The organism is Glaciecola punicea ACAM 611, from assembly GCF_000252165.1.
Taxonomy (GTDB): domain Bacteria; phylum Pseudomonadota; class Gammaproteobacteria; order Enterobacterales; family Alteromonadaceae; genus Glaciecola; species Glaciecola punicea.
Genome location: NZ_BAET01000007.1, coordinates 441,363 through 465,515, shown reverse-complemented (window position 1 = coordinate 465,515; position 24,153 = coordinate 441,363). Strand labels below are relative to the sequence as shown.

General features: G+C 41.0%; 23 protein-coding genes. 8 read left to right on the top strand and 15 right to left on the bottom strand.

The features are described from left to right. Positions 1-21 precede the first annotated feature (21 nt). Both GPUN_RS04465 and GPUN_RS04460 read left to right on the top strand, forming a co-directional pair. Positions 22-801, top strand: coding sequence for a TatD family hydrolase (locus tag GPUN_RS04465; RefSeq protein WP_040520142.1), 780 nt, complete (start codon positions 22-24; stop codon positions 799-801). A gap of 2 nt (positions 802-803) precedes the next feature. After that, a complete protein-coding gene (locus GPUN_RS04460; protein WP_006003843.1) occupies positions 804-1,448 on the top strand; it encodes a hypothetical protein in 645 nt (214 codons plus the stop codon). Between the two features lie 21 nt (positions 1,449-1,469). On the opposite strand, the gene GPUN_RS04455 is transcribed toward GPUN_RS04460, so the two are convergent. The 3 genes from GPUN_RS04455 to GPUN_RS04445 form a co-directional block, all read right to left on the bottom strand. Further along, a complete protein-coding gene (locus GPUN_RS04455; protein ID WP_006003841.1) occupies positions 1,470-1,907 on the bottom strand; it encodes a hypothetical protein in 438 nt (145 codons plus the stop codon). Between the two features lie 180 nt (positions 1,908-2,087). Next, positions 2,088-3,404, bottom strand: coding sequence for an anti-phage deoxyguanosine triphosphatase (locus GPUN_RS04450; protein ID WP_006003838.1), 1,317 nt, complete (start codon positions 3,402-3,404; stop codon positions 2,088-2,090). Between the two features lie 126 nt (positions 3,405-3,530). Next, complete coding sequence (locus GPUN_RS04445; protein ID WP_006003834.1) at positions 3,531-4,748, bottom strand: pyridoxal phosphate-dependent aminotransferase; 1,218 nt, start codon at positions 4,746-4,748, stop codon at positions 3,531-3,533. 212 nt (positions 4,749-4,960) lie between these two features. On the opposite strand from GPUN_RS04445, the gene GPUN_RS04440 reads away from it, so the two are divergent. Continuing rightward, complete coding sequence (locus tag GPUN_RS04440; protein ID WP_006003832.1) at positions 4,961-5,494, top strand: hypothetical protein; 534 nt, start codon at positions 4,961-4,963, stop codon at positions 5,492-5,494. Positions 5,495-5,647: 153 nt separating this feature from the next. Next, a complete protein-coding gene (locus tag GPUN_RS04435) occupies positions 5,648-6,466 on the top strand; it encodes a DUF2189 domain-containing protein (RefSeq protein WP_006003830.1) in 819 nt (272 codons plus the stop codon). A 397-nt stretch (positions 6,467-6,863) separates the two neighbouring features. On the opposite strand, the gene GPUN_RS04430 is transcribed toward GPUN_RS04435, so the two are convergent. The 6 genes from GPUN_RS04430 to cmoA form a co-directional block, all read right to left on the bottom strand. Then, positions 6,864-8,648: an alpha-amylase family glycosyl hydrolase gene (locus GPUN_RS04430; protein WP_006003829.1), complete on the bottom strand. Its 1,785-nt coding sequence runs from the start codon at positions 8,646-8,648 to the stop codon at positions 6,864-6,866. Then, a complete protein-coding gene (locus GPUN_RS04425) occupies positions 8,649-9,875 on the bottom strand; it encodes a glycosyltransferase family protein (RefSeq protein WP_006003825.1) in 1,227 nt (408 codons plus the stop codon). Next, a complete protein-coding gene (locus GPUN_RS04420; RefSeq protein ID WP_006003823.1) occupies positions 9,875-10,729 on the bottom strand; it encodes an HAD-IIB family hydrolase in 855 nt (284 codons plus the stop codon). Before GPUN_RS04420 ends, GPUN_RS04425 begins: the two co-directional genes overlap by 1 nt. Further along, positions 10,714-11,637, bottom strand: a complete 924-nt coding sequence (locus GPUN_RS04415) for a hypothetical protein (protein ID WP_006003821.1) — start codon at positions 11,635-11,637, stop codon at positions 10,714-10,716. Before GPUN_RS04415 ends, GPUN_RS04420 begins: the two co-directional genes overlap by 16 nt. 143 nt (positions 11,638-11,780) lie before the next feature. Then, the gene (gene cmoB, locus GPUN_RS04410; RefSeq protein ID WP_006003819.1) at positions 11,781-12,758 is read right to left on the bottom strand and encodes a tRNA 5-methoxyuridine(34)/uridine 5-oxyacetic acid(34) synthase CmoB; all 978 of its coding nucleotides are present in this window, start codon (positions 12,756-12,758) and stop codon (positions 11,781-11,783) included. Between the two features lie 13 nt (positions 12,759-12,771). Further along, positions 12,772-13,518, bottom strand: coding sequence for a carboxy-S-adenosyl-L-methionine synthase CmoA (gene cmoA / locus GPUN_RS04405; protein ID WP_006003817.1), 747 nt, complete (start codon positions 13,516-13,518; stop codon positions 12,772-12,774). A gap of 301 nt (positions 13,519-13,819) precedes the next feature. On the opposite strand from cmoA, the gene GPUN_RS04400 reads away from it, so the two are divergent. After that, a complete protein-coding gene (locus GPUN_RS04400; protein WP_006003815.1) occupies positions 13,820-14,455 on the top strand; it encodes a response regulator in 636 nt (211 codons plus the stop codon). A gap of 65 nt (positions 14,456-14,520) precedes the next feature. Further along, positions 14,521-15,522, top strand: coding sequence for an adenosine deaminase (gene add / locus GPUN_RS04395; protein WP_006003813.1), 1,002 nt, complete (start codon positions 14,521-14,523; stop codon positions 15,520-15,522). 49 nt (positions 15,523-15,571) lie between these two features. On the opposite strand, the gene fadE is transcribed toward add, so the two are convergent. From fadE to purM, 4 genes are all read right to left on the bottom strand, one after another. Continuing rightward, positions 15,572-18,124, bottom strand: a complete 2,553-nt coding sequence (gene fadE, locus GPUN_RS04390; protein ID WP_081483894.1) for an acyl-CoA dehydrogenase FadE — start codon at positions 18,122-18,124, stop codon at positions 15,572-15,574. Positions 18,125-18,301: 177 nt separating this feature from the next. Further along, positions 18,302-19,078: a DUF3108 domain-containing protein gene (locus GPUN_RS04385; RefSeq protein ID WP_006003809.1), complete on the bottom strand. Its 777-nt coding sequence runs from the start codon at positions 19,076-19,078 to the stop codon at positions 18,302-18,304. Continuing rightward, positions 19,059-19,784 (bottom strand): phosphoribosylglycinamide formyltransferase, encoded by a 726-nt coding sequence (gene purN, locus GPUN_RS04380; RefSeq protein WP_006003806.1) that lies wholly within the window; start codon positions 19,782-19,784, stop codon positions 19,059-19,061. Before purN ends, GPUN_RS04385 begins: the two co-directional genes overlap by 20 nt. Beyond that, the gene (gene purM, locus GPUN_RS04375) at positions 19,784-20,821 is read right to left on the bottom strand and encodes a phosphoribosylformylglycinamidine cyclo-ligase (RefSeq protein WP_006003803.1); all 1,038 of its coding nucleotides are present in this window, start codon (positions 20,819-20,821) and stop codon (positions 19,784-19,786) included. The genes purN and purM overlap by 1 nt, the downstream gene beginning before the upstream one ends. Positions 20,822-21,108: 287 nt before the next feature. Between purM and GPUN_RS04370 the strand changes: the two genes are divergently transcribed. Beyond that, the gene (locus GPUN_RS04370; protein ID WP_141567207.1) at positions 21,109-22,152 is read left to right on the top strand and encodes a DUF2066 domain-containing protein; all 1,044 of its coding nucleotides are present in this window, start codon (positions 21,109-21,111) and stop codon (positions 22,150-22,152) included. Beyond that, the gene (gene hda / locus GPUN_RS04365; RefSeq protein WP_006003799.1) at positions 22,153-22,860 is read left to right on the top strand and encodes a DnaA regulatory inactivator Hda; all 708 of its coding nucleotides are present in this window, start codon (positions 22,153-22,155) and stop codon (positions 22,858-22,860) included. 57 nt (positions 22,861-22,917) lie between these two features. Here hda and GPUN_RS04360 read toward each other — a convergent pair whose 3' ends face one another. Both GPUN_RS04360 and wrbA read right to left on the bottom strand, forming a co-directional pair. After that, positions 22,918-23,439 (bottom strand): DUF2069 domain-containing protein, encoded by a 522-nt coding sequence (locus tag GPUN_RS04360; protein WP_006003798.1) that lies wholly within the window; start codon positions 23,437-23,439, stop codon positions 22,918-22,920. 26 nt (positions 23,440-23,465) lie between these two features. Continuing rightward, on the bottom strand, positions 23,466-24,056 hold the full coding sequence (wrbA, locus tag GPUN_RS04355; RefSeq protein ID WP_006003797.1) for an NAD(P)H:quinone oxidoreductase: 591 nt from the start codon (positions 24,054-24,056) through the stop codon (positions 23,466-23,468). Between the last annotated feature and the right edge of the window lie 97 nt (positions 24,057-24,153).

Genomic DNA, 24,153 nt, shown 5'->3' with positions numbered 1-24,153 from the left:
GCAAGTAAAAAAGAGGTTTTTGTGTTTGTAGATTCACACTGTCATTTAGATAGATTAGACAAAAACGGTCCTGCATTAGATGAAGTTGTAAAGCAGGCCTTAGCAGCCAATGTTGAACACATGCTTTGTGTGGCGGTGTCGGTAAAAGAATTTGCACAAATGAAGTCAACGGTAGGCCATTATCCGGACGTCTCAATGTCGTGCGGTGTCCACCCTTTGCATAATGAAGACGTTTGCGATTATGAGACCTTACTAGCCCATGCACAATATGATGATGTAGTGGCGGTTGGCGAAACAGGCCTTGATTATTTTTACAGCGAAGAAACGGCAAGCGTACAAATGAAATCGTTTGTTGATCATATTAAAGTGGCTAACGTGGTGAAAAAACCGCTCATTATTCATACTAGAAGCGCTCAGGAAGATACTTTACAGGCACTAAAAGAAAACTACGATCCTCGCACTGGCGCAGTATTGCATTGCTTCACTGAAAGCCTTGAAATGGCACAAGCAGCTATGCAAATGGGGATTTATATTTCTATATCAGGTATTGTCACTTTTAGTTCAGCCAAAGAGCTACAGGAAACAGTAAAACAAATTCCTTTAGACAAACTTTTGATAGAGACAGATTCGCCGTGGTTAGCACCTGTGCCGTTTAGAGGCAAAAAGAACGAGCCAAAACACGTTATTGAAGTGGCCAAATTTATTGCAAAGCTAAAAGGGGTGTCAATTGAAAAATTAGCTCAGCACACCACAGAGAATTTTTACCGTTTGTTCACGCATATAAATAGAGGTTCTATATAATCATGACATTTCCCAGATGGCGTCAATCCTTAGCGCGCAGCTTACATGTACAAAGAAGCAAGCCCGAGGCGAAATTTTTTCAAGCAGCAAATGCGTACATGCCCGGTGATTCTTGTGATATAAGTGATATTATAGTGGAAAATAGAACAATGGTATTTAGGGGCTTTGCCCAAAGCAGCCATACTTTACTGGCAATAAGTGATTCAAGAAGCGAGAAGTTCAGTCAATGGCAGCAGTCCCCGCGCACTCAACTTTGTTGGTATTTTACTAAAACCCGTGAACAGTTTCGTATTAGTGCGCAGGTTTCCATGGTGGGAAGCACTGGCTTGTTGTTTCAAGATGAGCATGCCGATGCTGATGTCAATCAAGGGTGCTCTCAAAACAGTATGTTAACGTCAGAAAGGGCGATTCTGTGGGCAAACTTATCTGACAAAGCAAAGACGCAGTTTTATTGGCCTACACCCAAACAGGCCTTAAAAGATATAGAAATTAACGGCCCACCAAGCTCAGATATACCCGATAATTTCATACTAATTTGTTTTCATCCTTATTACGTGGATTATTTGAATTTAACGACTACGCCGCAAACACGTGAAATACATGACATTTCTGATAAAAAATGGATATACCAAGACGTTAACCCCTAGCTTTGAGACTACGTCAGAAGTTTAGGCGAATGAGCTTGAGACTTTTTTAGCAAGTAGAAATGCCACTTTCGCGTGAACAAGTTCTGTTTTACTAGAAATGTGACGTTCTCTTATTAGCGCGAGTTGGTTTTTTGTTAGTTGATCGTCAAAGTAGATTACTCGGCAAGTATTCGCCTTAAGAAGACTGCAAATCAATTCAAATTGAGAATGCTTTTTTGATGGTTTAATTTGGAGGTACTCATGGTGCGGCTGACTAAATACATAGCGGGCGCTCAAATTACAGATCCAGCCTAAGCGAGTGTTCTGACTAGCCTTCGCCTGAGTAGGAAATTGAATTATGTCGCTGTTATTGAGCGCAATAGTTTTAGTTTGGCAATGTCTGTAATGGCTATAATCGTTAGTATGACTAATATAGAGATTAGCATTATTTGCATTTTGCGAAATATCAGTTGTATTCATATTCAAAACCTATGGCCGTTATAATATTAGCTAGGTGTATACAGTACATATATACAGTGTATGCATGTACAGTAGTACTGTATGAAATGAATTGCAAGTTTATTTAATGGGGATTTTAAGCACTGACTTTAAACTATTGAACATTTAAGAAAGAGTCTATACAAAACAAAGGACTGGAGCTTATCTTTTTTCTATCATTGCATTTGATTTTGGCAAAAATAAACTTGCATACATTCTGTTGGCAAATTCGTCGGTCATACCCGATATATAATCTGAAATAACGCGCAGTTTAGCACTCTCATCTTCTGCAATAAGCCAACGATTTTCCGTATTTGGCGGCAGTAATCGCTGTGGATCGCTTGCAAACGCTTCAAACAAAGCCATTACTATTTGCTGCCCTTTATACCTTATTAGCTGCAGGTCTGGTTTGTTAATCACGTGTTTGAAAACATACTGTTTAAATATATCAAGTCCACTTTCAAATTCAGGCGGTAACACCGCTGCATAGTCGAGTAAGTCTGCCTCAAAAACATTTCTTTTTTGAATAAATATAGCGGTAATAAAGGTGTTTACTAATGCACCAATCGCATTTTTGCGCGCGTAGGTTTTATCACTAAATAAAGAAGCCTGCAGGGCAAGAATATTTTCTGAAAGCCATGGAATATTTAACGCGACTAAAGAATGACTGACCTCATCATAAAAACTCCCAGCGGTCACCGAGGCCATCACTATAGCGTCTTCTAAATCGTGAATTGCATATGCGATGTCGTCGGCTAACTCCATTATGGAACAGTCAAATGATTTATTAATTGTTTTTGAATGCTTATTGGCAAAGTTATCGTAAATCATAAAGTTTCCTTTATCGGCGACACTCAAAGGCTCAAGCACCCAATTAAATATTTCTCGGTCACAGTCAAAAAGAGACTTTGCGGGATGCCAGTGGCTGGCTTTTACCTGACTAAAGCGCTCACTTTTTTTGCCTACACACAGAGGATTTGTTAAAATATTCATAAAATTAGGATATTTGATCACACCCAAAAGGCTTCGCCGTGCCAAATTCATGCCGTGGCGCTCAGTATAAGCTTCCAGCTTTGTGAGTATACGAAAAGTTTGGCCGTTACCTTCAAATCCACCATGTTCATGCATCATATAATGCAGCGCTATTTCGCCTCCATGGCCAAAAGGAGGGTGCCCAATATCATGAGCTAAACAAATAGCCTCTATAAGATGTTCGTCTATCGCAAGGTGCTGTGCTAGCTCTGGATGCTTTTGTGCTAGCTGCGCCGCAATACCGGTACCAATTTGAGCCGCTTCTAATGAATGCGTTAAACGCGTGCGATAAAAATCGCTAATGCCTACACCCATAATTTGCGTTTTAGCCTGTAGCCGTCGAAACGCTGCGCTGTGCATAACACGGGCTTTGTCACGTTGATACGCCGTTCTATGATCGCCATCTCGCTTGGGGGCTCGTACGCCTATTCTATCAGACCATTGCATCTTCATTGCTTACCTTATTTGACACTGTTTTAATCACATTAGGGGCTGCTTGAAGCATAATTAATGACACTACTAATAAGCACACTATTAATAAGCACACTGAAAATGCTTACTCAGATTCATTACTCAGGCTTGCTTGTATCCTTGAAAAAAATCGTGCATGTCTGCAAGGGCAGGCCGCAACACATCTTTATGGGGAAGAAAAACTAGCCTAAAATAGCACCCGTCGCTTAAGTTGAAGGCACTACCGTGCACTAACAGTATTTTCTTCTCTTTCAATAAATCTAGAACTAGCTCTACGTCGCTTAGAATACCAAACTTCTTTGCATCTACTCTGGCAAAACAGTACATCGCGCCTTTTGGCTTTACGCATGAAATCCCTGGAATATTGTTCAAACCCTCATAAGCCACGTTTCGCTGTGCAAGTAGACGTCCACTGCCATTAACCAAATCATTGATACTTTGATACCCACCCAACGCTGTTTGAATGGCATTTTGCGAGGGCACGTTAGAGCACATACGCATAGAGGAAAGTATGGTCAAGCCTTCAATATAACTAGCGGCTATTGCCTTATTACCGCTTACTAATAGCCAGCCCGCACGAAAACCTGCTACTCGGTAGTTTTTAGATAAACCACTAAAAGTCACGCAAAATAAATCGGGCGCCAAAGCGGCAATACAGTTGTGCTCACTTTGGTCATATAGTACTTTGTCATATATTTCATCGCTAAAGATAATCAGTTTATGCTTGCGCGCCACTGCTACTATTTGCTCAAGCAGCGCTTTTGAATATACAGCGCCAGTTGGATTATTAGGATTAATTATTACAATCGCTTTGGTGCGAGGACTTATTTTTGACAATATATCGCTAATATCTGGAAACCAGTTGGCTTGTTCGTCGCAGCGATAGTGAACCGCACTTCCCGATGACAAATTAACTGCGGCTGTCCACAGCGGATAGTCGGGTGCAGGAATTAGCACTTCATCACCAGAATCTAAAAGAGCTTGCATAGACATAGTGATCATTTCGCTGACACCGTTGCCTAAATAAACATCTTTTATGTTAATATTTTCGATTCCTTTTTGCTGATAATACTGCATAACCGCTACGCGCGCACTGTAAATACCTTGCGAGTCTGAATAGCCTTGTGCGTTGGGGAGTTGGCGTATTACGTCTTTTAAAATATCGTCAGGAGCTTCAAATCCAAACGGAGCTGGGTTACCAATATTCAACTTAAGAATACGATCTCCTGCCTCCTCCATTTTCTCGGCTTGTGCCAAAATAGGGCCACGAATGTCGTAACAAACATTTTCTAGTTTTTTGGATTGCATGATTCTATGCATGGGTGGTGATAGTGCCTTGTTATTGCTATATTTCATAATCTAGCGTCTGCTTTGCTGAAGCAATCTATGCCAGACTTTAATATCGCGCTAATGGATTAAGATACTAAGAATAAAGCAATAATTATGCTGTGTTAAGTAAACTTTTGAAACAATTTAGCGATTTTAGGATGCTTGACGTTATTGTACTATTAAACATAACGCAAGGATAGAAAATGCCTGTTCCTCTCATATGGTTAGGCGCCGCAGTATTAGGCGCATACACGGCTAACACTGCCAACACTGCGTATTTAAAGCGAAAGAAAATTGTTGACGCTATGCCGGGAGAAAGCCATCAATATACCACGCCTGTAAATGGTAGTATTGTGACCTGCGGTGTATACGATGTACTTGACCACACTGGCATATGGGTTGATGGCAATATTTACGAATTATCTGGCAGAGGTTTGGTGCGATGTGTATCTCCTGAACGTTTTTTAGGAGAAAGAACGGGAAATCACATTTATATTGTCTGCGATCCGTCTAATAATGCCTTGTTTAACATGCAGGCCGCAAAAACAGCGCAAAGTTTATTGTTTTCGACCCTCGACTATCATTTGCTTAGTCAAAACTGCCATAAATTTGTGGCAGAGGTCTTATCCGAAGGTCAACATGTTGATATTACAAGCTTTAGTGATTTAAACAGCTTTTTAAATATTTTCTTTAACTCAGTAATCCGTTGGAATTTGACCCAAATCAACTTTCGTTGATAATCTTTTGACCTGACTAGATAAGTTGCATAGTATACTAATCCGGCAGGCTTGCTTATTTCGCTTGCCAAGCGGTGATGTAAATAATTAAAGTGATTTGTTTTATCCATTACCTATCGAATATTGCTGTGAGTTACCCTTAGGGAGATAAGCATGTCTCAGAACGTTGAACAAGCTTCCGAAACCAAAAAAAAACAAGAAGAAGAAAACGCTATTGAAAGTAGCGGCATTGCACGTGTTATTCCCAGCGCCACACTGGACAAGTTTGCCTGTTTTAAGTGGCTTGCACTTGGCGTAGAGGACTTTAAAAAAGCCAAGTTTGTAAGTACTTTTTACGGCGTTATTTTTACGCTTATCCCCATTGGGATATTTTTATTAGTGCAAGCTTCAGATTTTTACCTTGTGATTTTCCCAGCTATGATTTGTTTTATGCTTATAGGACCCTATCTGGCAGCCGGTTTATACGATGTAGCATGGCAGTTTGAAAAAAAGCGTAAACCTTCTTTGCGCCATTCCTTAAAAGCAATGTCCAGAAATGCTGTCAACGAATGGGGCTTTGGTCTTGTGTTAATGCTACTTATGATATTTTGGCTACGAGTGGCCAGCATAATTCATGCGCTTTACCCAAGCTACCTTGACCCTACGTTTTTCAATATTTGGCCATTCCTTACGCTGGGCACCATTGTAGGCGCAGGCTTTGTTACCTTGGTGTTTTTTATAAGTGCTTTTACGCAACCAATACTGTTAGAACGCAAAGTAGATTTAGCAACCGCAGTACTCACGAGTATGAATGCCGTATGGCGTAACAAGATACCTATGTTAATATGGGCATGTGTTATTGGTTTTTCTGTATTCTTAGGCTTTGTGACATTCTTTGTTGCCTTTATTGTGATTATGCCAGTGTTAGGTTATGCAACGTGGCATGGATATATAGAAACTATTGAAACTAAACGCGAACGCAAATTTGTATAAATAGTGTAGTTTACAAAAAGGGCGCTGTAATAGCGCCCTTTTTTGATCGAAACCATGCTGTGGCCTAGACTTATATATTTAATTGGTAATGCTAAGTGATGGTTCGTTTAAGACTAAAAAGCCCATTAACAGCGTTTCAAACTTTTCTTTACATTCAACTATTGCCTAGTGTCTGCATTTCGGAAAAATGGGCACTTCGCAATTTGAAATAAGGCGCATTGTCACTAAACAAATATCTACTCTTCCTATTTTAATGGTGACTCAGGCTTAGCGTGACTCTTTAAAAGTCAGACATAGAGGATAAGTAAAACAAAATGCAAGTGCTATGTATGCAACAAACGTTTATTTTTTTAAGATTTTAGATATTTACGATAGCATATTCTTCGCTATCGCCTAATCAGCCCTTATGAAATCGATTGGTAATCCATGCACTTTTATAAGGTGCAAGGGTAATGTTTTGCATTTGAGAATGCAGCGGTGTTTGAGTCAGTAAATCTACCCATTCGTCGGTGCCAATCAAATTGATGTCGCAAAGTTTAATCGTTTGCGGCTCTTTGGATATATTAGACAAGCAGAAAATACTTTGCGTTCTATCAATACTTTGACGCCAATATCCAAATATCTTAGTGCCTAAATGTAGTGTAAATTGGGTGGCATTAGGATGAAATGCACTTTGCGCTGTACGAATGGATATTAACTGCGTCATTTGGGTGAGCACTTGGTGGTGCAGAGAATAAGCGTCGTCTAACTCTCGACTCAATGAATCGAAATGCCAACGATGACGATTAATTGAACGGCTTTGACCGGTATTGCTGGCCTTTTCATAATCGTTTGTGGTGCCTAATAAAGAATGAATATATATACCAGGCAAACCCTCAAGCCCAAGCATAATGGCATGGGCGCACAAAAATCTTTGGATCTGGAATTCATCAGGCCCGTGCATATCGCCCTGCAGGGCGTCAATTAGGGCAATATTAAGCTCGTAAGGCTTTTGTTGTCCGAGTAAGCCCGTTCGCCACGACACCTTGCCGCCAAATTTTTGCATGCAGTCGGCTAAATTGGCTATTTCTTCGTCGCTTAGCAAGCCTTCAACCGGGCGTAAACCGATGCCGTCATGTGATGCTATGAAGTTAAAATAAAACGTACCATTTTGGGCGGGCGGCATACTCATTAGCCAGCTTTTTAAATATCCGCAATCACCGGTTATTAATGTGTTTAGTAACAGCGGAGGTAATGAAAAGTTATAAATAGCATGGGCTTCATTAGCATTACCCAAATAAGTCAAATTTTCTCGGTTGGGGATATTCGTCTCGGTGATAATAATGGAGTTTGGAGAGGCGTGCTCAATTAAAGTTCTCATTGTCCTCACAACTTCATGAGTTTGTGGCAGATTAATACAGTTTGTGCCAAATTCCTTCCACAAGAAAGCAATGGCATCGAGCCTAAAAATGCGCGTACCTTTGTCTAAATATAAGCGAATAATATCGACAAAAGCCAACAACACCTCTGGATTTCTAAAATCAAAGTCTACTTGGTCATGACTGAACGTACACCACACATACTTTGTTCCGTCAGTGGTTGAGGTTTTGCGAAGTAAATCGCTAGTGCGAGGCCTAGTGACAAGTGATGTGTCGGTGTCCTTATCAATGGTAAAAAAGAAGTCTTTGCCAGGTGACTCTTGTTTAATGAAGTTGTCAAACCACAGGCTGCGGGCACTGCAGTGGTTAATCACTAAGTCGACCATTAGGCCAAACTCATTGGCAATACGAGTAACATCATCCCAACTGCCCAGCGCTTGGTTCACGCTAGAGTAGTCAATTACTGAAAAACCATCGTCAGAGCTGTAGGGGAAAAAAGGCAGAATATGCACGTGGTTTACAGCATGTGCGCAATATTTATCTAGGAATGTGTACAGAGTTTGCAGCGGTGGCTTATGCATTCCCTGTGACAGATCTGCGCTTGGCTCAATGATGGAGTCGCCGTAAGTTATTAGCACAACATCTTTTTCATTCCATAAATTCGTGTGGACCTGCGGAATAAGAATATCGTGTTCATGGCTAATACGCATTCGTTTAAGTAGCTCAAGGGCAATATCATCTAGCTTGTCTGATGGGAAAATTCCTTGGTAAATAGTGTCTAGGTGATGACGTACTTTTTCATTAAGTAAGTTTACTTTATCCATTTATTGCCTCGAATATTCTGCATAGTCTTCTTCTACTGCGGTTTTTAAACAAGCCAATACATTAGGTTTTGCGCTTACCACTCTGTTCCAACTGGGAATAAACGGAGTTTCCATAGGATTGTCTAAAAAGCTACTGCCGGCTTTCATAATATTTTGTGCAAACAGTTCAACCGCCTTTTCTTCGGAATGAATATCCAATTTTAAGCCGTTCATAATGGCGTCATTATGATATGTTTCCACAAAGTCTAAGGCAATTCTAAAATATGTCGCTTTGATCGTTCGAAAAGTTTCATTGCTAAAAACAGTGCCTTGCGTGGCCAGTTTTCTAAACAGGGCCTTGGTAATATCAATCGACATTTTAGATAAGCCACCTTGGTCATTATGCAAAGATAAATCCTGATGCTTATGATCATAGGTATGGGCGATGTCTGCCTGGCAAAGTCTATTGCGTGAGTAGTTCCTATGCATTTCGGACAACACGCCTATTTCTAAGCCCCAGTCGCTTGGAATGCGTAAGTCGTTCAATACATCTCGTCTGAACGAAAACTCTCCTGCCAGTGGATATCTAAAACTGTCCATAAAATCTAGGTAGTCATTCTGGCCTAGGGTGTTTTTCAAGGCTCTTAGAAGAGGCGTTACCAGTAATCGTGATACTCTTCCATTTATTTTACCGTCAGCAACACGCGCATAGTAGCCCTTACAAAACTCATAGTTAAACTGTGGATTAGCCACGGGGTATATAAGTCTGGCGAGTAAGGACCTGTCATATGTCAGGATATCGCAGTCGTGTAAGGCGACACTTTCAACTTTGTTAGACGCCAAAATAAATCCCATGCAGTACCAAACATTTCGACCCTTGCCCATTTCCTTAGGCGCTAAACCGAGCTTTTGAAGCTCTTCATCTAGCGCTTTTAATCGAGGACCATCGTTCCACAATATGCGATGGTTTTGCGGTAAACCTGAGAAAAAGGCTAAGGCATGCTCAAACTGCGACTGGTCTGCCTGATCCAGTCCAATGACAATTTGCTGCAAATACGGCACCTTTTTTATATGCTCAATAGTACCAAGAAGGGCCTTACCTTCTAACTCCGAGTATAAACTGGGTAAAATAAGACCCATTGGTCTACGTTTAGAAAAACCAACTAATTCCTTTTCTAAGGCCTCAATGGGTCTATTTTCTAAATTATGAAGGGTGGTCACTATGCCATTTTGGTAAAAGTCAGCCATTAGTCATCCTCATGCAGTGTTGTCATAATTAGTTGATCGATTATTTCGCGCCAGCCTTGGGGTCCAGTTGCCACGCTTGTATATACTTCGTGCGTACGTTGAAGTTCTGGTAATGTATGCACCGGAGACGCTATACGAACGGCGATGTCGGCCACTTCCAACATGTCTATGTCATTATTAGTGTCGCCTAGAGCAATACTTAAGAACGTGAATTTCGGATATTGCCTTACACACTCTTTAAGTAGCCACGTTAAAGCCTTACCTTTGTTGCTATTACCAGATACATGTAAAAAGCGGCCACCTAACAGCGGGAAGGCGCCGAGTTTTCGTATTCTTTCAATAAAGTTTCTGCGCTGTTCGCCGCTGCCAAGCCATAGCACAGGTTCTCCAAATTCTCGCTGCGAGGCCAATCGCGCACTTTTCTCATTTAACCCTGTTAGCTCACAAATACGGCCAATGTTCATCTCCCCAAATGTCTCAAACTGGCGGGGATAATCAGTTTTCATGCTTTGTACTATACCTTGCCAAAACTGTCTTTTTTGCGCAAATGACTTCAGCCAATAGCCATGCTTAAATACTGCGCCTTTGGGTTTTTGTGGTAAAAAGTCTTTGGGTATATAAACCGCCGCCCCGTTCTCAACAATTAGCGGTGTCTTTAACAACATTTTTTCTTGTAAATACCTTACTTCTGCAAACGTTTTACTGGAATTAGGTATTACCGGAACACCTTGCTCAGCTAATTGCTTAAGGCAGTCAATAGCTGCGTCAAAGCTATAGGTATAATGATCTAAAAGGGTGCCGTCGAAATCGGTAAATACCAGCCATTTTTTGACAGGACTCAATGTTGTTGACATTGTGTAATTCCGCGTGTTTCATTTAGCACAAACAAGCGATCACATTTTGCTGGAATAGTACTTAGCGCGTGTTGTGTTAGGCGCTGGTAAAATTGAATGAAGCGTAATATTTCACTATCGCTCATGGTTTCATTAGGTAATTGTGAATCTGTTCTATGGCTAGCAAGTGACGTTTTCAGTTTATGCTCTTGTTCACAGCGCCATGCATAAACATGCTCAAAAGAGGGTGCTTGCAGCATAACCAGATAGTCAATTGAAGCAAACACGCGTTTATAATCGACTGACAGCACATCATTTACATACTGTCGCCACTGGCCACTCGCATCTTCTTTGGCTTCTAATTCATTCACAGGCGACAAGAGCTGCGCCGGGTGCTGGCTGTCTAGACCAACACACCAACCTTCAAGTATTATAATTTTGTATTTGTGCTCAGCGTGCTCCCACTGCTCTTGTGGCTTTACATCATCCATTGACTTATCAAACGCAGGAAGACTCACCGGCTGACCTTGGCGCAAGGACCACAGTGTGCTTTCTAACAATACAATGTCATGAGTACCTGGTACGCCGCGAGTAGCAAGAAGTGGGTTAATAGTGGACGCTAGCAATTGCCGTGAATGCTTAGATAAATAGAAGTCGTCTATTGACAAGCTAACGCTGGCGACCTTAAATACTTCGTTTAGCAAGGTGCTTAGAAAGCATGTTAACGTTGACTTCCCTGAACCCTGGCAGCCATTTATACCGACTAAAATTGGGCGGTTTGCACTATTTTGGTGCTTTATTAATGTTAAGGCTAAAGGAATGAACCATGTTTGTGCAATACAGGCATACTCACTGGGTAACTTTTGCTCACTTATGAAGTGTTTCAGCACTGCATGTGATTTTTCGATTTGAATGTCAGAACTTGTCACATCTACCTCAAATAAGGCCTTGAACTAGGTACACAGCGAATAAGGTATTGATAAATAAACGCGTAAATCTAGAAATAATGGTTCAGCGGTGACTGAAGCTATTCAACTTTAATGCCAACAGGTAAACTATATCGCAATGCCTGCTAACTCACCGATGCAGTAAGTACCGCTCTTTTAGGAGCAGGATAGCCTTCTATCGTCTTAGTCATATTTTCGCTGTCCAGAAAATCTATTAAGGAGTGAGTCTCCATCCATGGCGTAGCGCGCTGTTCTTCTATGCTGGTACAATCTATATCAACGCACTTAACATTTTTAAAGCCTACACGCTGTAGCCAAATTATGAGTGCATCTACCGATGGCAAAAACCATACATTACGCATTTGTGCATAACGGCCTTTTGGCATTAACACCGTGTTTTCATCTCCATCTATCACCAGTGTTTCAAGCACTAATTGCCCCCCTGAGCATAGCTGGTCCTTGAGCTCACGCAAAAACTTTATGGGATCTTGACGGTGATATAACACGCCCATGGAAAAAACTGTATCGAAGTAGTTCGTTGTGGGCATCGCCTCAATGCCAATTGGCAAATAGTGTACATTTAATGACGGTAAATATTGTTTAAAGCAGTGAAATTGAAAAAAGAAAAGGGCGGTAGGATCAACACCAATAATTTGTGAAGCCTGCGCATCATGCATTCTAAATAAATGATAGCCACTGCCGCAACCTACATCTAACACTTTTTTACCGGCAAGATTCTGTAAATGTGGCAACACTCGATTCCATTTCCAATCGGAACGCCACTCAGTGTCTATGTTAATAGACATGAAGTTAAAAGGACCCTTTCGCCAGGGCATAAAGTTTTTAAGCACAGATATTGTCTTTGCAATATCACCCGCAGTCAAAGCATTGTTTGCGTTTAGGCTGACACTATCGCCAACTATTAATTCTATGTTCTCAACCTTAGGAAGCTGACCAAGCTGTCGCTGCCATCGATTAAGGTCCTTCGCAGGCACACTGGCTTCGAAGTCTTTAAGAATGATAGCAAATTCAGCTATATATAATTCAAGCTTGGTGTTTACAATACTGTTATAAAACGCGCTGCGCCAAGACATAGATTGCATGTGAATCCTTCTATTATTTGATGGCCAAAATGGACACGAAATTAAAATGTTGGTACCACACACAGACATTTGAAAATCCAGCCTCACACAGCCTTTCTTGATGTATTTTGACGGTGTCTAATCTCATCACCTCTTCAAGTGCAGAGCGTTTTTGGCTAATTTCTAAGTCAGAATATCCATTTTCCCGTTTAAACTCATGGTGTAGATCAACTAATACATTATTTAAAACCGCATTTGAGAGTTCTATTTTTTCGCTCAAGACAAAAACACCCTTCGGCTCAAGGGCACGATAAACCTTGTTAATAATATTTTGACGCTTTGTTGGCTCAATAAACTGAAGTGTAAAGTTGATCACAACCATGTTGCAGGGCGATAAGGCAACCGACACTAAATCAGCTTGTTTAAGACTAATACTATTGCCAAAACTAAAGGCATCGATATGTTGCTGACAACGTTCAATCATCGCGCTGGAATTGTCTATCCCCTTTATCTTAGGGTTTTTGGACTGTGCGTGTTTTGCTATAGACAGGCTTACATTCCCTAAAGAACACCCTAAATCGTAAATAATAGGATTGCTGTTGCATAACAAATTAGCCATTTTACCCACGCAATCAATAATATTTTGATAACTCGGGACCGAACGATTTATCATATCGGGAAATACGTCTACCACCTGTTGATTAAAACTAAACTTTTCAACTTTTGGTTTTTCAGTGGCGTATAAAGTGTCATGTGAAAATGGTTTCTTGCTTTTAGTCATGTTAAAAAATAAACTTCAGTTGTAGTTGATGTAATCCTTGCTAAATATTGTCAGGCAAATATTGATATATACAAGGGTAAAACGTGAGTTTTTTATAGCAAATTACTCAGGCTTGAGTTTTATAACAGTATTTCAACACACGCATAAGTATCACTTGTCTATGGTATCTTAATAAAGTGCGTTATGTGAACACTTTAGTTCAAGGCTGGTGTGTCAAACCGTTATTTTGCTACTGGCGTATTAATATTTGATAATGGCATAGTGTATAAATTATAAAAAAAAAGAATGGAAATTATTGCGTATGCTTAAATTTTTAATTGCAGATGATCACCCACTGTTTCGCGAGGCTCTAAAGGCCGCTATGCAAAGCCACTTTACAGGCGTCAACTATTTAGAATCTGATTCGTTTTCTACTACTCTCAATACCTTGCGGCGTCAGCGTAACGTAAGCCTATTATTATTAGACCTTAACATGCCTGGTTGCGATAATTTTTATGGCTTGTTGAGGATCCGCCAAAACTTTCCAGACCTACCCATTGCCATTGTGTCAGGCACAGAAGACATTGACACCATTGCACAAGCAATGGAATTTGGTGCAAACGCATTTATTCCAAAAACGACAGCCACAACCCAAATGGTTGCCGCCCTAAAATTAGCCTTGTCGGGCGGAACTTGGGTTCCCCCATCGGTTGATGGTCAACTACAAAGAGTCAGCAGCGACAAAGTACAAATTGCGGAAAAAGTACGTGAACTTACACCCAAGCAATTTACGGTGCTAAGGTTAGTAAAACAGGGCTTAATGAATAAAGATATTGCGCAACGGCTGAATGTAACTGAAGCAACGGTAAAAGCGCATGTAAGTGCCTTGTTTAGAAGACTTGAGGTAAAATCACGCACGCAAATTTTAGTTGCGATTGAAAAACTTAAACTCGATTGATGCTTGTTGTATTGGAGACTAATATCTTTAATGCTAGCCCTTTGCTAAGCGCTTAGTGAAAAATTATGACTGAATCAAACCTTCCCCTAATCGACCTACATCGTCATTTAGACGGTAATATACGAGTTTCTAGCATATTAAATCTTGCAGTAAAAAACGGTATTGACTTACCATACACCGACGAGCAAGCGCTCTCCAAGCACGTGTTTATTCAAGACAAAACCACCGATTTAATGGCTTTTTTACAAAAGCTTGATATAGGTGTTTCAGTACTTGCTCACGTAGAAGATTGTGAAAAAATCGCTTATGAAAATGTAATTGACGCTGTAAATGAAGGGCTAGCTCACGTTGAACTGAGGTTCTCACCTAATTATATGGCAAGAGCCTATAACTTACCTTTAATAGGCGTAGTTGAAGCAGTAGTTGCAGGAGTAGCACGTGCTAACAAAGAAAAGAATTACAAAGCTAAATTAATTGGCATACTTAGCCGAACCTTTGGTGTTGAAAATTGCTTTAAAGAGTTAGATGCAATTTTAAGTGCAAAATCACAAATTGTAGCGCTTGACTTAGCTGGTGATGAGCACAACTTCCCCCCTGCGCTTTTCATAAATCATTTTAAGATAGCCCGCGAGCAAGGTCTGAATATCACTGTTCATGCAGGAGAGGCGGGCGGTGCTAATAGTATTTGGGATGCCATTAACCTGCTTGGGGCCAGCAGAATAGGGCATGGTGTTGCTGCTATAAACGACAATCGCCTGTTGTCATACATGGCTATGCATAAAATTGGAATTGAAAGCTGCATCCTTTCAAATTATCAAACCGGCACTTGGCTGGATATGGCGACACATCCTGTTAAGTCGTTTTTATCACATGATATTGAAGTTTTTTTGAACACAGACGATCCAGGTGTTTCAAATAATACCTTGGCTGATGAATATTCCCTTGCTAAAACGATTGTTAATTTAGACGATGAGGCAATCAGACGCTTAAAAATGAATGCCATGTCGCAGGCCTTTTTGAGTAGCGCAGAAAAAAACGCCATTAAATGTACATTTAATGGCGTTTAAATTTTACTACTAAATAAAAGCGCTCGGCCTATCCTAATTAAATCTGCATCTATGTCACACTGTTTGTGTCTTTAGCAGTGCTCTTTGCTGCAGCCGCGGACGTGTCCTTGTCTACAGATTTAGCCGTATCCGGCGTCGCCGCTTTTACAGCACGTTTACGCGCGGGCTTAGCTACTTTTTTGCTATTTGATGCGAGCAATTCCTGTGGGTCAAAATCATCCACATTTATAGTACGCAAACGTCCCGCTTCAGTAGCCGTTAGCAGTTCGGCCTCTTCTTCACTAATAATGTCGGCTGCTAAAGCTTGTATAGCCAAGTCATCAAGCTGTGTCATCGGCAGTTTCTTTCCCATTGAAGCACAAATTCGGTCAAAAATAGGCTCTACTTTTACCATGTTCTCCAATGTTTGTTCTAGGTCACCAAACAAACTACCTTCTATACGCGTTAGGTATTGGCCATTGCCTAAACGATCCCTTGCTGGCCCTGGCTTTTGCAATATATCCGCAATTTTATGTTCGACCTTATCGCTTGGCTTATCATTAACTTTGCCATAAGGCTGCACAATTGTGCGTAACAAGAGACCCACTGGGACAGAGGGAAAGTTACGAATGAAATCGTCAATTGCCACGTCTATGTTATGTAAACAGTCTTGCATTGCCCATTCTAAAAAGGGAAGGTCTTCTTTAATTCGTCCCTGTTCATCGTAGCGTTTGAGTGTTGCTGAAGCTAAGTACAAATGGCTAAGTACATCACCTAAACGCGCTGACAAACGCTCTCTTCTCTTCAAGGATCCTCCCAGTACGCCCATAGAAACGTCGGTCAGTATGGCAAGATTTGAGGAGTATCCCTGTAGGCTTCTGTAGTATCCAGCGGTCTCATCCTTAAATGGTGCACTACTAAGACGATTACGTGATAGTGAGAACCAAAGTGAGCGCACGGTATTACTAACCGCAAAGCCAATGTGACCGAACACAGCCTCATCAAATGTCGTTAGCTGCTCATGCTCGTCGTTAATCTGGGCCGCATATAGTTCTTTTAATACATAAGGATGGCAGCGCATTGCGCCTTGACCAAATATCATCATATTACGCGTAAGAATATTTGCACCTTCAACGGTAATAGAAATAGGCACACCTTGATAAGCTCGTCCCAAATAGTTTGTGGGGCCTAAACAAATACCTTTACCTCCATGCACATCCATTGAGTCGTTTACAACTTGGCGCATTCTTTCGGTTAAGTGATACTTGCAAATGGCTGAAATAACCGATGGTTTCTGGCCTAAGTCTACACCAGCGGTAGAAAATGAGGTAACAGCGTCCATTAAATACGCGTTTCCGCCTATTCTTGCCAGCATTTCTTCAACGCCTTCCATTTGACCAATAGGCAAGCGGAATTGACGGCGAATGCGTGAATATGCACCTGTGCTGAGGGCTAATTGCTTGGCGCCACCCGCTGCTGAGGAGGGTAACGTAATGCAGCGTCCTACCGACAAACACTCCATTAACATACGCCAGCCTTTACCGGCCATTTTTTCACCACCAATAATGTAACTTAAGGGCACAAACATATTGGTACCCTTAACGGGACCGTTGTGAAACGGAACGTTAAGCGGGAAGTGTCTACGTCCAATCTCTAAACCTTTAGTTTTGCGAGGGATAAGCGCACACGTAATGCCTAAATGCTTTTTCTCGCCTAACAGACCTTCTGGATCTTCGAGTTTAAATGCTAGTCCAATTACAGTTGCAATGGGTGCTAGTGTAATGTAGCGCTTCGAAAAGGTAAGGCTCATACCTAACACTTCCTTACCTTCAAATTCACCTTTACATACAATACCAACATCGGGGATTGAACCTGCATCTGATCCGGCTTCAGGGCCTGTCAACGCAAAACATGGAACGTCTTTACCAACGGCTAAGCGGGGCAAGTAATAATCTTGTTGTTCTTTGGTGCCGTAGTGCTGTAAGAGTTCACCGGGACCAAGAGAATTAGGAACACCAACGGTAGACGATAACACTGCACTTACACCTGCTAATTTTTGTAAAACGCGAGACTGCGCAAAGGCAGAATATGCCAGCCCTCCATATTTTTTTTCTATGATCATGGCAAAGAATTTGTGTTCTTTTAGAAATGCCCAAATTTCGTCGGGTAAATCGGCATCGACATGGTTTATCTCCCACTCATTGACCATTGTGCACACTTCTTCACAAGGACCATCTAAGAATGCCTGCTCTTCACTCGTTAAATGTGGACGAGATATAGCGTGCAGTTTCTGCCAGTCGGGCTTTCCCGTAAATAGATCGCCGTCCCACCAGACGGTGCCTGCGTCTATTGCCTCTTTCTCAGTGTCAGATAACTCAGGCGTAACTGACTTATAAAACGACAAAAGTTTTGTCGAAAGGATGCTCACGCGGATGGGGCTATAGGCAATAGGCAAAGCGACTAAAATGAACAAAATCCATCCAAGTATGCCAATACCGCCGGCAATGGTGCCGATAACCATTGTTAAAGCTAATACGCTAACGCATGTGATAAGTGAATATCGCTGATAGGCGACTACTCCAAACACTGCTATAAAAATTAAAAACCATACTATATCGAACATATTCTCTCCAAAGGTCAGACCAGACGTTCAAAATGTAACCATAATTATCTAATAAATCAAGTTAATGATACTAATAATGTGCTAACTATCTTCGTGAATTCATGGTGTTTTCGCTCGGCATCGATCGGTTGATACCGCTTTTCGTGTGTTATATAGGCGCACTATAAGCACTAATTGTTATAAATATTTAAATGTTTTTAACTGGACGTCACCTTGCTCGCTTTCATCTTTAAACTGCTGTATGCGTACCAGGTTATAATTGAGACTTGGCGCAAACCAAGCATACGTTACTCTTCTAGGTGACTCACGACCAATCAGTACTTTAATCGCGTTAATATTCCCATAGGGGAGGCTTAAATTCTCAGTCGCCATCACCTCAAGTTGATACTGGCGCTTTTCACCTCTGTAGTTGATGAAATTGTAAACCTTATTGGTGTTGCCATTGGCTAGTTGCTGTGGGAAATCTATTCTGAATAGCTGATTGTCAAGCTCATCATCCCAAGGAAGCGATGCACTTTCATCCACATGAATTTTTTGATTTAACTGATCGAAATTCAGCAAAAGTGTTTTGTTTGGGCCTGTGCCGGAACGCTTATAGTAATATTCAAGTGGCACCAAATTTCCTAGTTCGTTAGAGAAAGTAGTTTTTTCAAAGCGCTCATCGGTTAAAAAGAAACGCGAAACAATGGACTCATAAGTTAACTCGTAATGCTTGCCGGTTAGTGATTTTAGCTCAAGTAGCGCAATACCCACATCATTACCTGAACGAAACGCGACATACTTTGCACTAAAAGGTTTTAAATTTATGCTTGGCGCAGTGGATTCTTGTGTCGCTGCTGGTGGATTTGCCTCTATATTTATTTCAGCGAATGCATATGCTGGTGAAGCGGAAAAAGTATAAAATACTATTAAAAATAGCATTTTAATGAAAGCGCTAGTGTTTTTCCTCGTCATTTTTTAAGCCCTTATTATTATTTATTCTTATTGTACAGCCTGCTGATGTATTGTCTGGAGACAGTGAGAAGTCTAGGTCATCATCGAACCATACTTTGTCTTGCTGCAATCGTAAAGTGCCTTGGCAAAACCACTTAACGGCTAAAGCGTAAATAAGCCACTCAGTACTTGCCAATTTCGAGCGTAAACTGGGCATCGAATCGTTATCACAGACAGCAATCACTGACTGTAAGACTACCGGCCCGCCGTCTAGCTCAGCAGTAACAAAATGAACTGAAGCGCCATGCTGTTTATCTTTATTATCAATTACTTTTTTATGCGTATATAAACCTGGGTATTTTGGCAATAATGAAGGGTGAATATTTAACATTTTTCCGTGAAATTGACTTACAAATGCTTTACTTAATATGCGCATAAATCCTGCTAATACCACTAAATCAGGTGCTAATTTAGTAAGATGGGCAGCTAACTCTTCATCAAATTTATGACGGCTGTCGTATGCTGTATGGTCAAGAACGAGGCTTTGAATGCTATGAAATTTAGCTCGTTCTAGGGCATATACGTTGTGTACATTAGAAATAACAGCAACCACTTTGCCATTTATAAATCCGCCAGAGCATTCGTTTATAATAGCTTGCAAGTTGCTGCCTGAGCCGGATACTAAGACAACAATACGTTTAGGGAAACATGCTACGGGCAATACCATTACTCAATAATAACCGCTTCATCACTCGTTTTTTCTTCTAGCCTACCTATAATCCACGCATTCTCACCCGCGGCTGACAAAAAATCGACAATGTCACGAGCATCGTCATTATCGACTGCCAATAACAAGCCTACACCGCAGTTAAACGTGCGATACATCTCATGAGTGTTTACATTCCCTTTTTCTTGTAGATAAGTAAAAATTACTGGCCATTCCCAAGAAGCTGCGTCTATTTTTGCCGCTACGTTATCAGGCAGAACTCTAGGAATGTTCTCCCAAAAACCACCGCCGGTAATGTGAGAAATTGCATTGACCTTATATTTTTCAAGTAGCGCCAGCGTATTTTTAACATATATTCGGGTAGGCTCTAATAAGTGATCGATAATAGGCTTGCCGTGCAAGGCTTCATTGACATCAACCTTGGCAACTTCAATGATTTTTCTAATTAAGGAATAACCATTTGAGTGAGGGCCAGAAGAGCCTAATGCAATTAAGCAATCGCCTGCCTTGACTTTGGTGCCGTCAATTACTTCGCTTGCTTCTACAACGCCGACACAAAAGCCTGCTATATCGTAGTCGTTGCCGTGATACATACCCGGCATTTCAGCAGTTTCACCACCGACCAGCGCACAGTTGGCTAACTCACAGCCTTTGCCAATGCCCGTAACAACGGAGACAGCGGTATCGACATCGAGTTTTCCAGTTGCGTAATAATCTAAAAAAAACAGAGGCTCTGCACCTTGCACAATGAGGTCATTTACACACATTGCGACCAAATCAATGCCAATGCCGTCGTGTCTATTATTGTCCATAGCTAGGCGCAATTTTGTACCAACGCCATCTGTGCCCGATACCAAAAGTGGATTTTTATATTTTTGAGGCAGTGAGCAAAGAGCGCCGAAACCGCCCAAGCCACCCTTAACTTCGGGTCGGTGGGTAGCTTTTGAAACAGACTTAATACGTTCAACTAATTCATTGCCCGCGTCTATGTCGACACCGGCATCTTTATAACTCAATGATTGGCTTGAATCAGTCATTTGTCATCCTTACTTAATTTGGCTTTATAAATCGCGACATATATTACCAGTATGAGGAATTAAAGGGTATTAAAAACTAAACTAAAATTTTAATGCAAAACACGCATAAATGTTCGACAATAGTGTTTATACGAAAACTATTATAAGAGGTTGGTTTGTTAAAATCGCTTAAAAGCCTTTTGCTTGTGTGCTTATATAAACGACTAAATACACGCAGAAATAGTCAAAATAACGCTAAAAACCATACTTTCATCAGCCTGAAGCACCTTTGCGCTTTACTTATTTTGATGAGTTTTGTTAGTGCCGCAGGTAATATTGAACATGTCAATATTGGTCGTATAGCAGTAAATGATCAGTCTACAAACAGCCAACAAAAAGCGGGGAAATTAGCGCTTAAACAGGTTTTTATAAAGTTAAGCGGTAATATTGATGTCGTAAATGAGAATGAAATATCTAAAGCAATTGACAATTACGAACAGTTTCTTATTGCCAGCAGCTTTATTCAACAAGGTCAGAATTTGGTGTTTGAAGCTAGCTTCAATCAAGCCAAAGTGCAAAGTTTATTGGTCGCTAGTGGTCGTAACGTGTGGGCGAGTTTACGTCCGTCCGCCGTTATTTGGCTGGCTATAGAAAATAGTGAAAATCAAAAAAATATAGTGTATCGGAGCTCATTCAATGACATGGCCCAGAATATTGACTCAAAAGCCTTTGCTAGGGGTGTTGAAGTCGTTATTCCATTAGGAGACTTAAATGATGCAATGAACGTATCGGTATATGATGTGTGGAATCAGTTTATTTCAAAGCTGCAGGACCAAAGTGTGCGTTACAATACTGACTATCTGATTAGTGCAACCGTGGAACAAATCAGTGAGTCACTGGCCACTGAAAAAATTCCTAGAGACGCAACACATAAACTCGACTATGTGATTACTAGTGCAGATTTCAGGCGTCCCAAAAGTGTTGAAACCGGCCGTGTGTTTGGCCGCAGTGAAGAGGCTGTAGTAATAGAACTAGTTGATATCTACGCCAATGTATTGGCTGAACAATTTACCTTAAACACGCAGTCAGAAACAGGCAGTCAATCTATTAGGGCTGCTATTAGCGGCATTGATTCTTTAGCCGACTACGTCAATATGTTGGCCTTGATAAAGTCTGTGCCCTCAGTTAAAAATATTAAACTAATTAAACAGAAAAACGATATAGCCTTAGTCGAAATTGATCAAAAAACATCAATAGCGCAACTCAAGTCTATACTGCTGCTAGACAAACGTCTCAGCTTAGATACGACGTTTCAGCAGGCTGAGATATCGTTTAGGTGGCAGGGCGAATAGATGCAGCTAGTTCTCCCAGTATCATTTCGCAAGCAAGATAGCTTACACAATTTTGTGGAAGGTAAAAACAGTCAGCTTATTTGCCATTTGCAGAACGTACTTAATAATAAAGTTGATTATCCTCAAGCCTCTCAAAGAATTTGTGTATTAACAGGTGGACCCGGGGCCGGTAAATCGCATTTGCTGCTTGCTACTTGCGAACAAGCTGCTTTGAGCGGGTTAACGCAGCAGTATATTGATCTCGTTCACACTATAAATATGCCACCTGAAATGCTGCTAGGACTTATCAGTAAAGATGTGGTGTGTATAGACAATCTTCAAGCCGTTAGCGGTGTAGCAAATTGGCAAACGGCGGTTTTTGACATCATAAACCAATTCACTGAAGCTCAGGGTGCACTGTTATTAATTGCCACAAGTGAACCAATTGATCAAATAGAATATGCCCTTGTTGATCTGCGCACGCGCCTATCTTGGGGCACTAATTTTACGCTACAACAGCTCAATGATGACGATAAATATAGAGCGTTGGAGAATCATCTTAAAGCAATTGGTATCGCCTATACACAAGATGCGATAGGATTTTTACTTAGTCGAACCTCGCGCGACATGCACGATCTTATGCTGCTGGTAAATACTTTAGACAAGGCCTCGTTTGAAAGTAAGCGCAAAATAACTATTCCATTTATTAAAACCACCTTAAATTTATAAGGCGGTTTTGTCGGAATATTTCATTAGCGGGTAAGGCAGGCATGAGCCTATCCAAACTTATTTCTCGAAAAACTTTTTTTCGTCCTCCATTACCTTACTCAATTTAGGCAGGCCAGTGCCCAATTCTTGGCCACGTAAACGTGCAAACATTGCGCAGCCTGTAAACATCATTATTACAAAAATCATTTCAATAGACGCATGTAAAAAATAGCTAGGCTCAACATACATGGTAGTCGCGCTATGCATAAAATACCAAAGCACCACAAAGCACGACCAAGCATGTGTGTAAGGTTTAGCCTTGATAATACCGTGAAGTGGGAATAGCAGCGGTAACAAATACATAATAAAAATAAAGAGGAAAGAATAATCGCGTGCGCCTGTTAACACTAGATACCATATAGACATCCACGCTAACAGACCGAGGTGGCCTACAAGCGCCAAATATCGATATCGCTTTACCTTAGGCGACATAGGCACAAGATGGGGCGGCAATTTTTTTTGCGCATCTTCGATCATGTTGTCATCATCACTTAGCTCGTTACTGGCGCCTAGCGTGTGGGGCTTTTTACTTTGAACCATGTGGTCATCTCTTATTTTATATACATTTATGTGGCTAATTTTATTGCGTGCTGCGCTAATCTGATGCCCATTTTAACACTTAATATTGCTTCGTCATTGCTAAGTTCGTCACTACTTCCTATTTGTACACTCGACACGCCATATGGACTGCAGCCTGAGGCGGTTGCATGCAACTCCGGTTCAGAATATGGCAAGCCTACGATACACATACCGTGATGGAACAAAGGTAACATCATAGATATAAGCGTTGTTTCTTGTCCTCCATGCATGCTGGAGCTTGCAGTAAAAACACAGGCGGGCTTGCCGACCAGTGTGCCTTTTAACCATACATCGGTTAAAGAATCTATAAAATGTTTCAAAGGAGCGGCCATATTGCCAAAGTGAGTCGGACTGCCAAGCGCTAAGCCATCGCACTCTACCAGATCTCTTTTACTCACGTAAATATCGCCTTCATTTGGCACTGATGGCTCGTTATTTATGTTCGTTTTAGTGGTAATGCTAGGCACCGTCCTAAGCACAGCACTTGCACCTGCTTGCTCAATGCCTGCGGCAATTTTTGTCGCCAATTTTTTTGTTCGGCCATTTTTTGAATAGTAAAGTACTAATACTTTAGTCATTAAACATCTCCTTTTTGTTATTTAATATACTGCTAAAGGTAGCTAACTCGTTTTTTCTCAAAAAAGTAAGTCCTTGACGAATTTCAAAATATCTAAG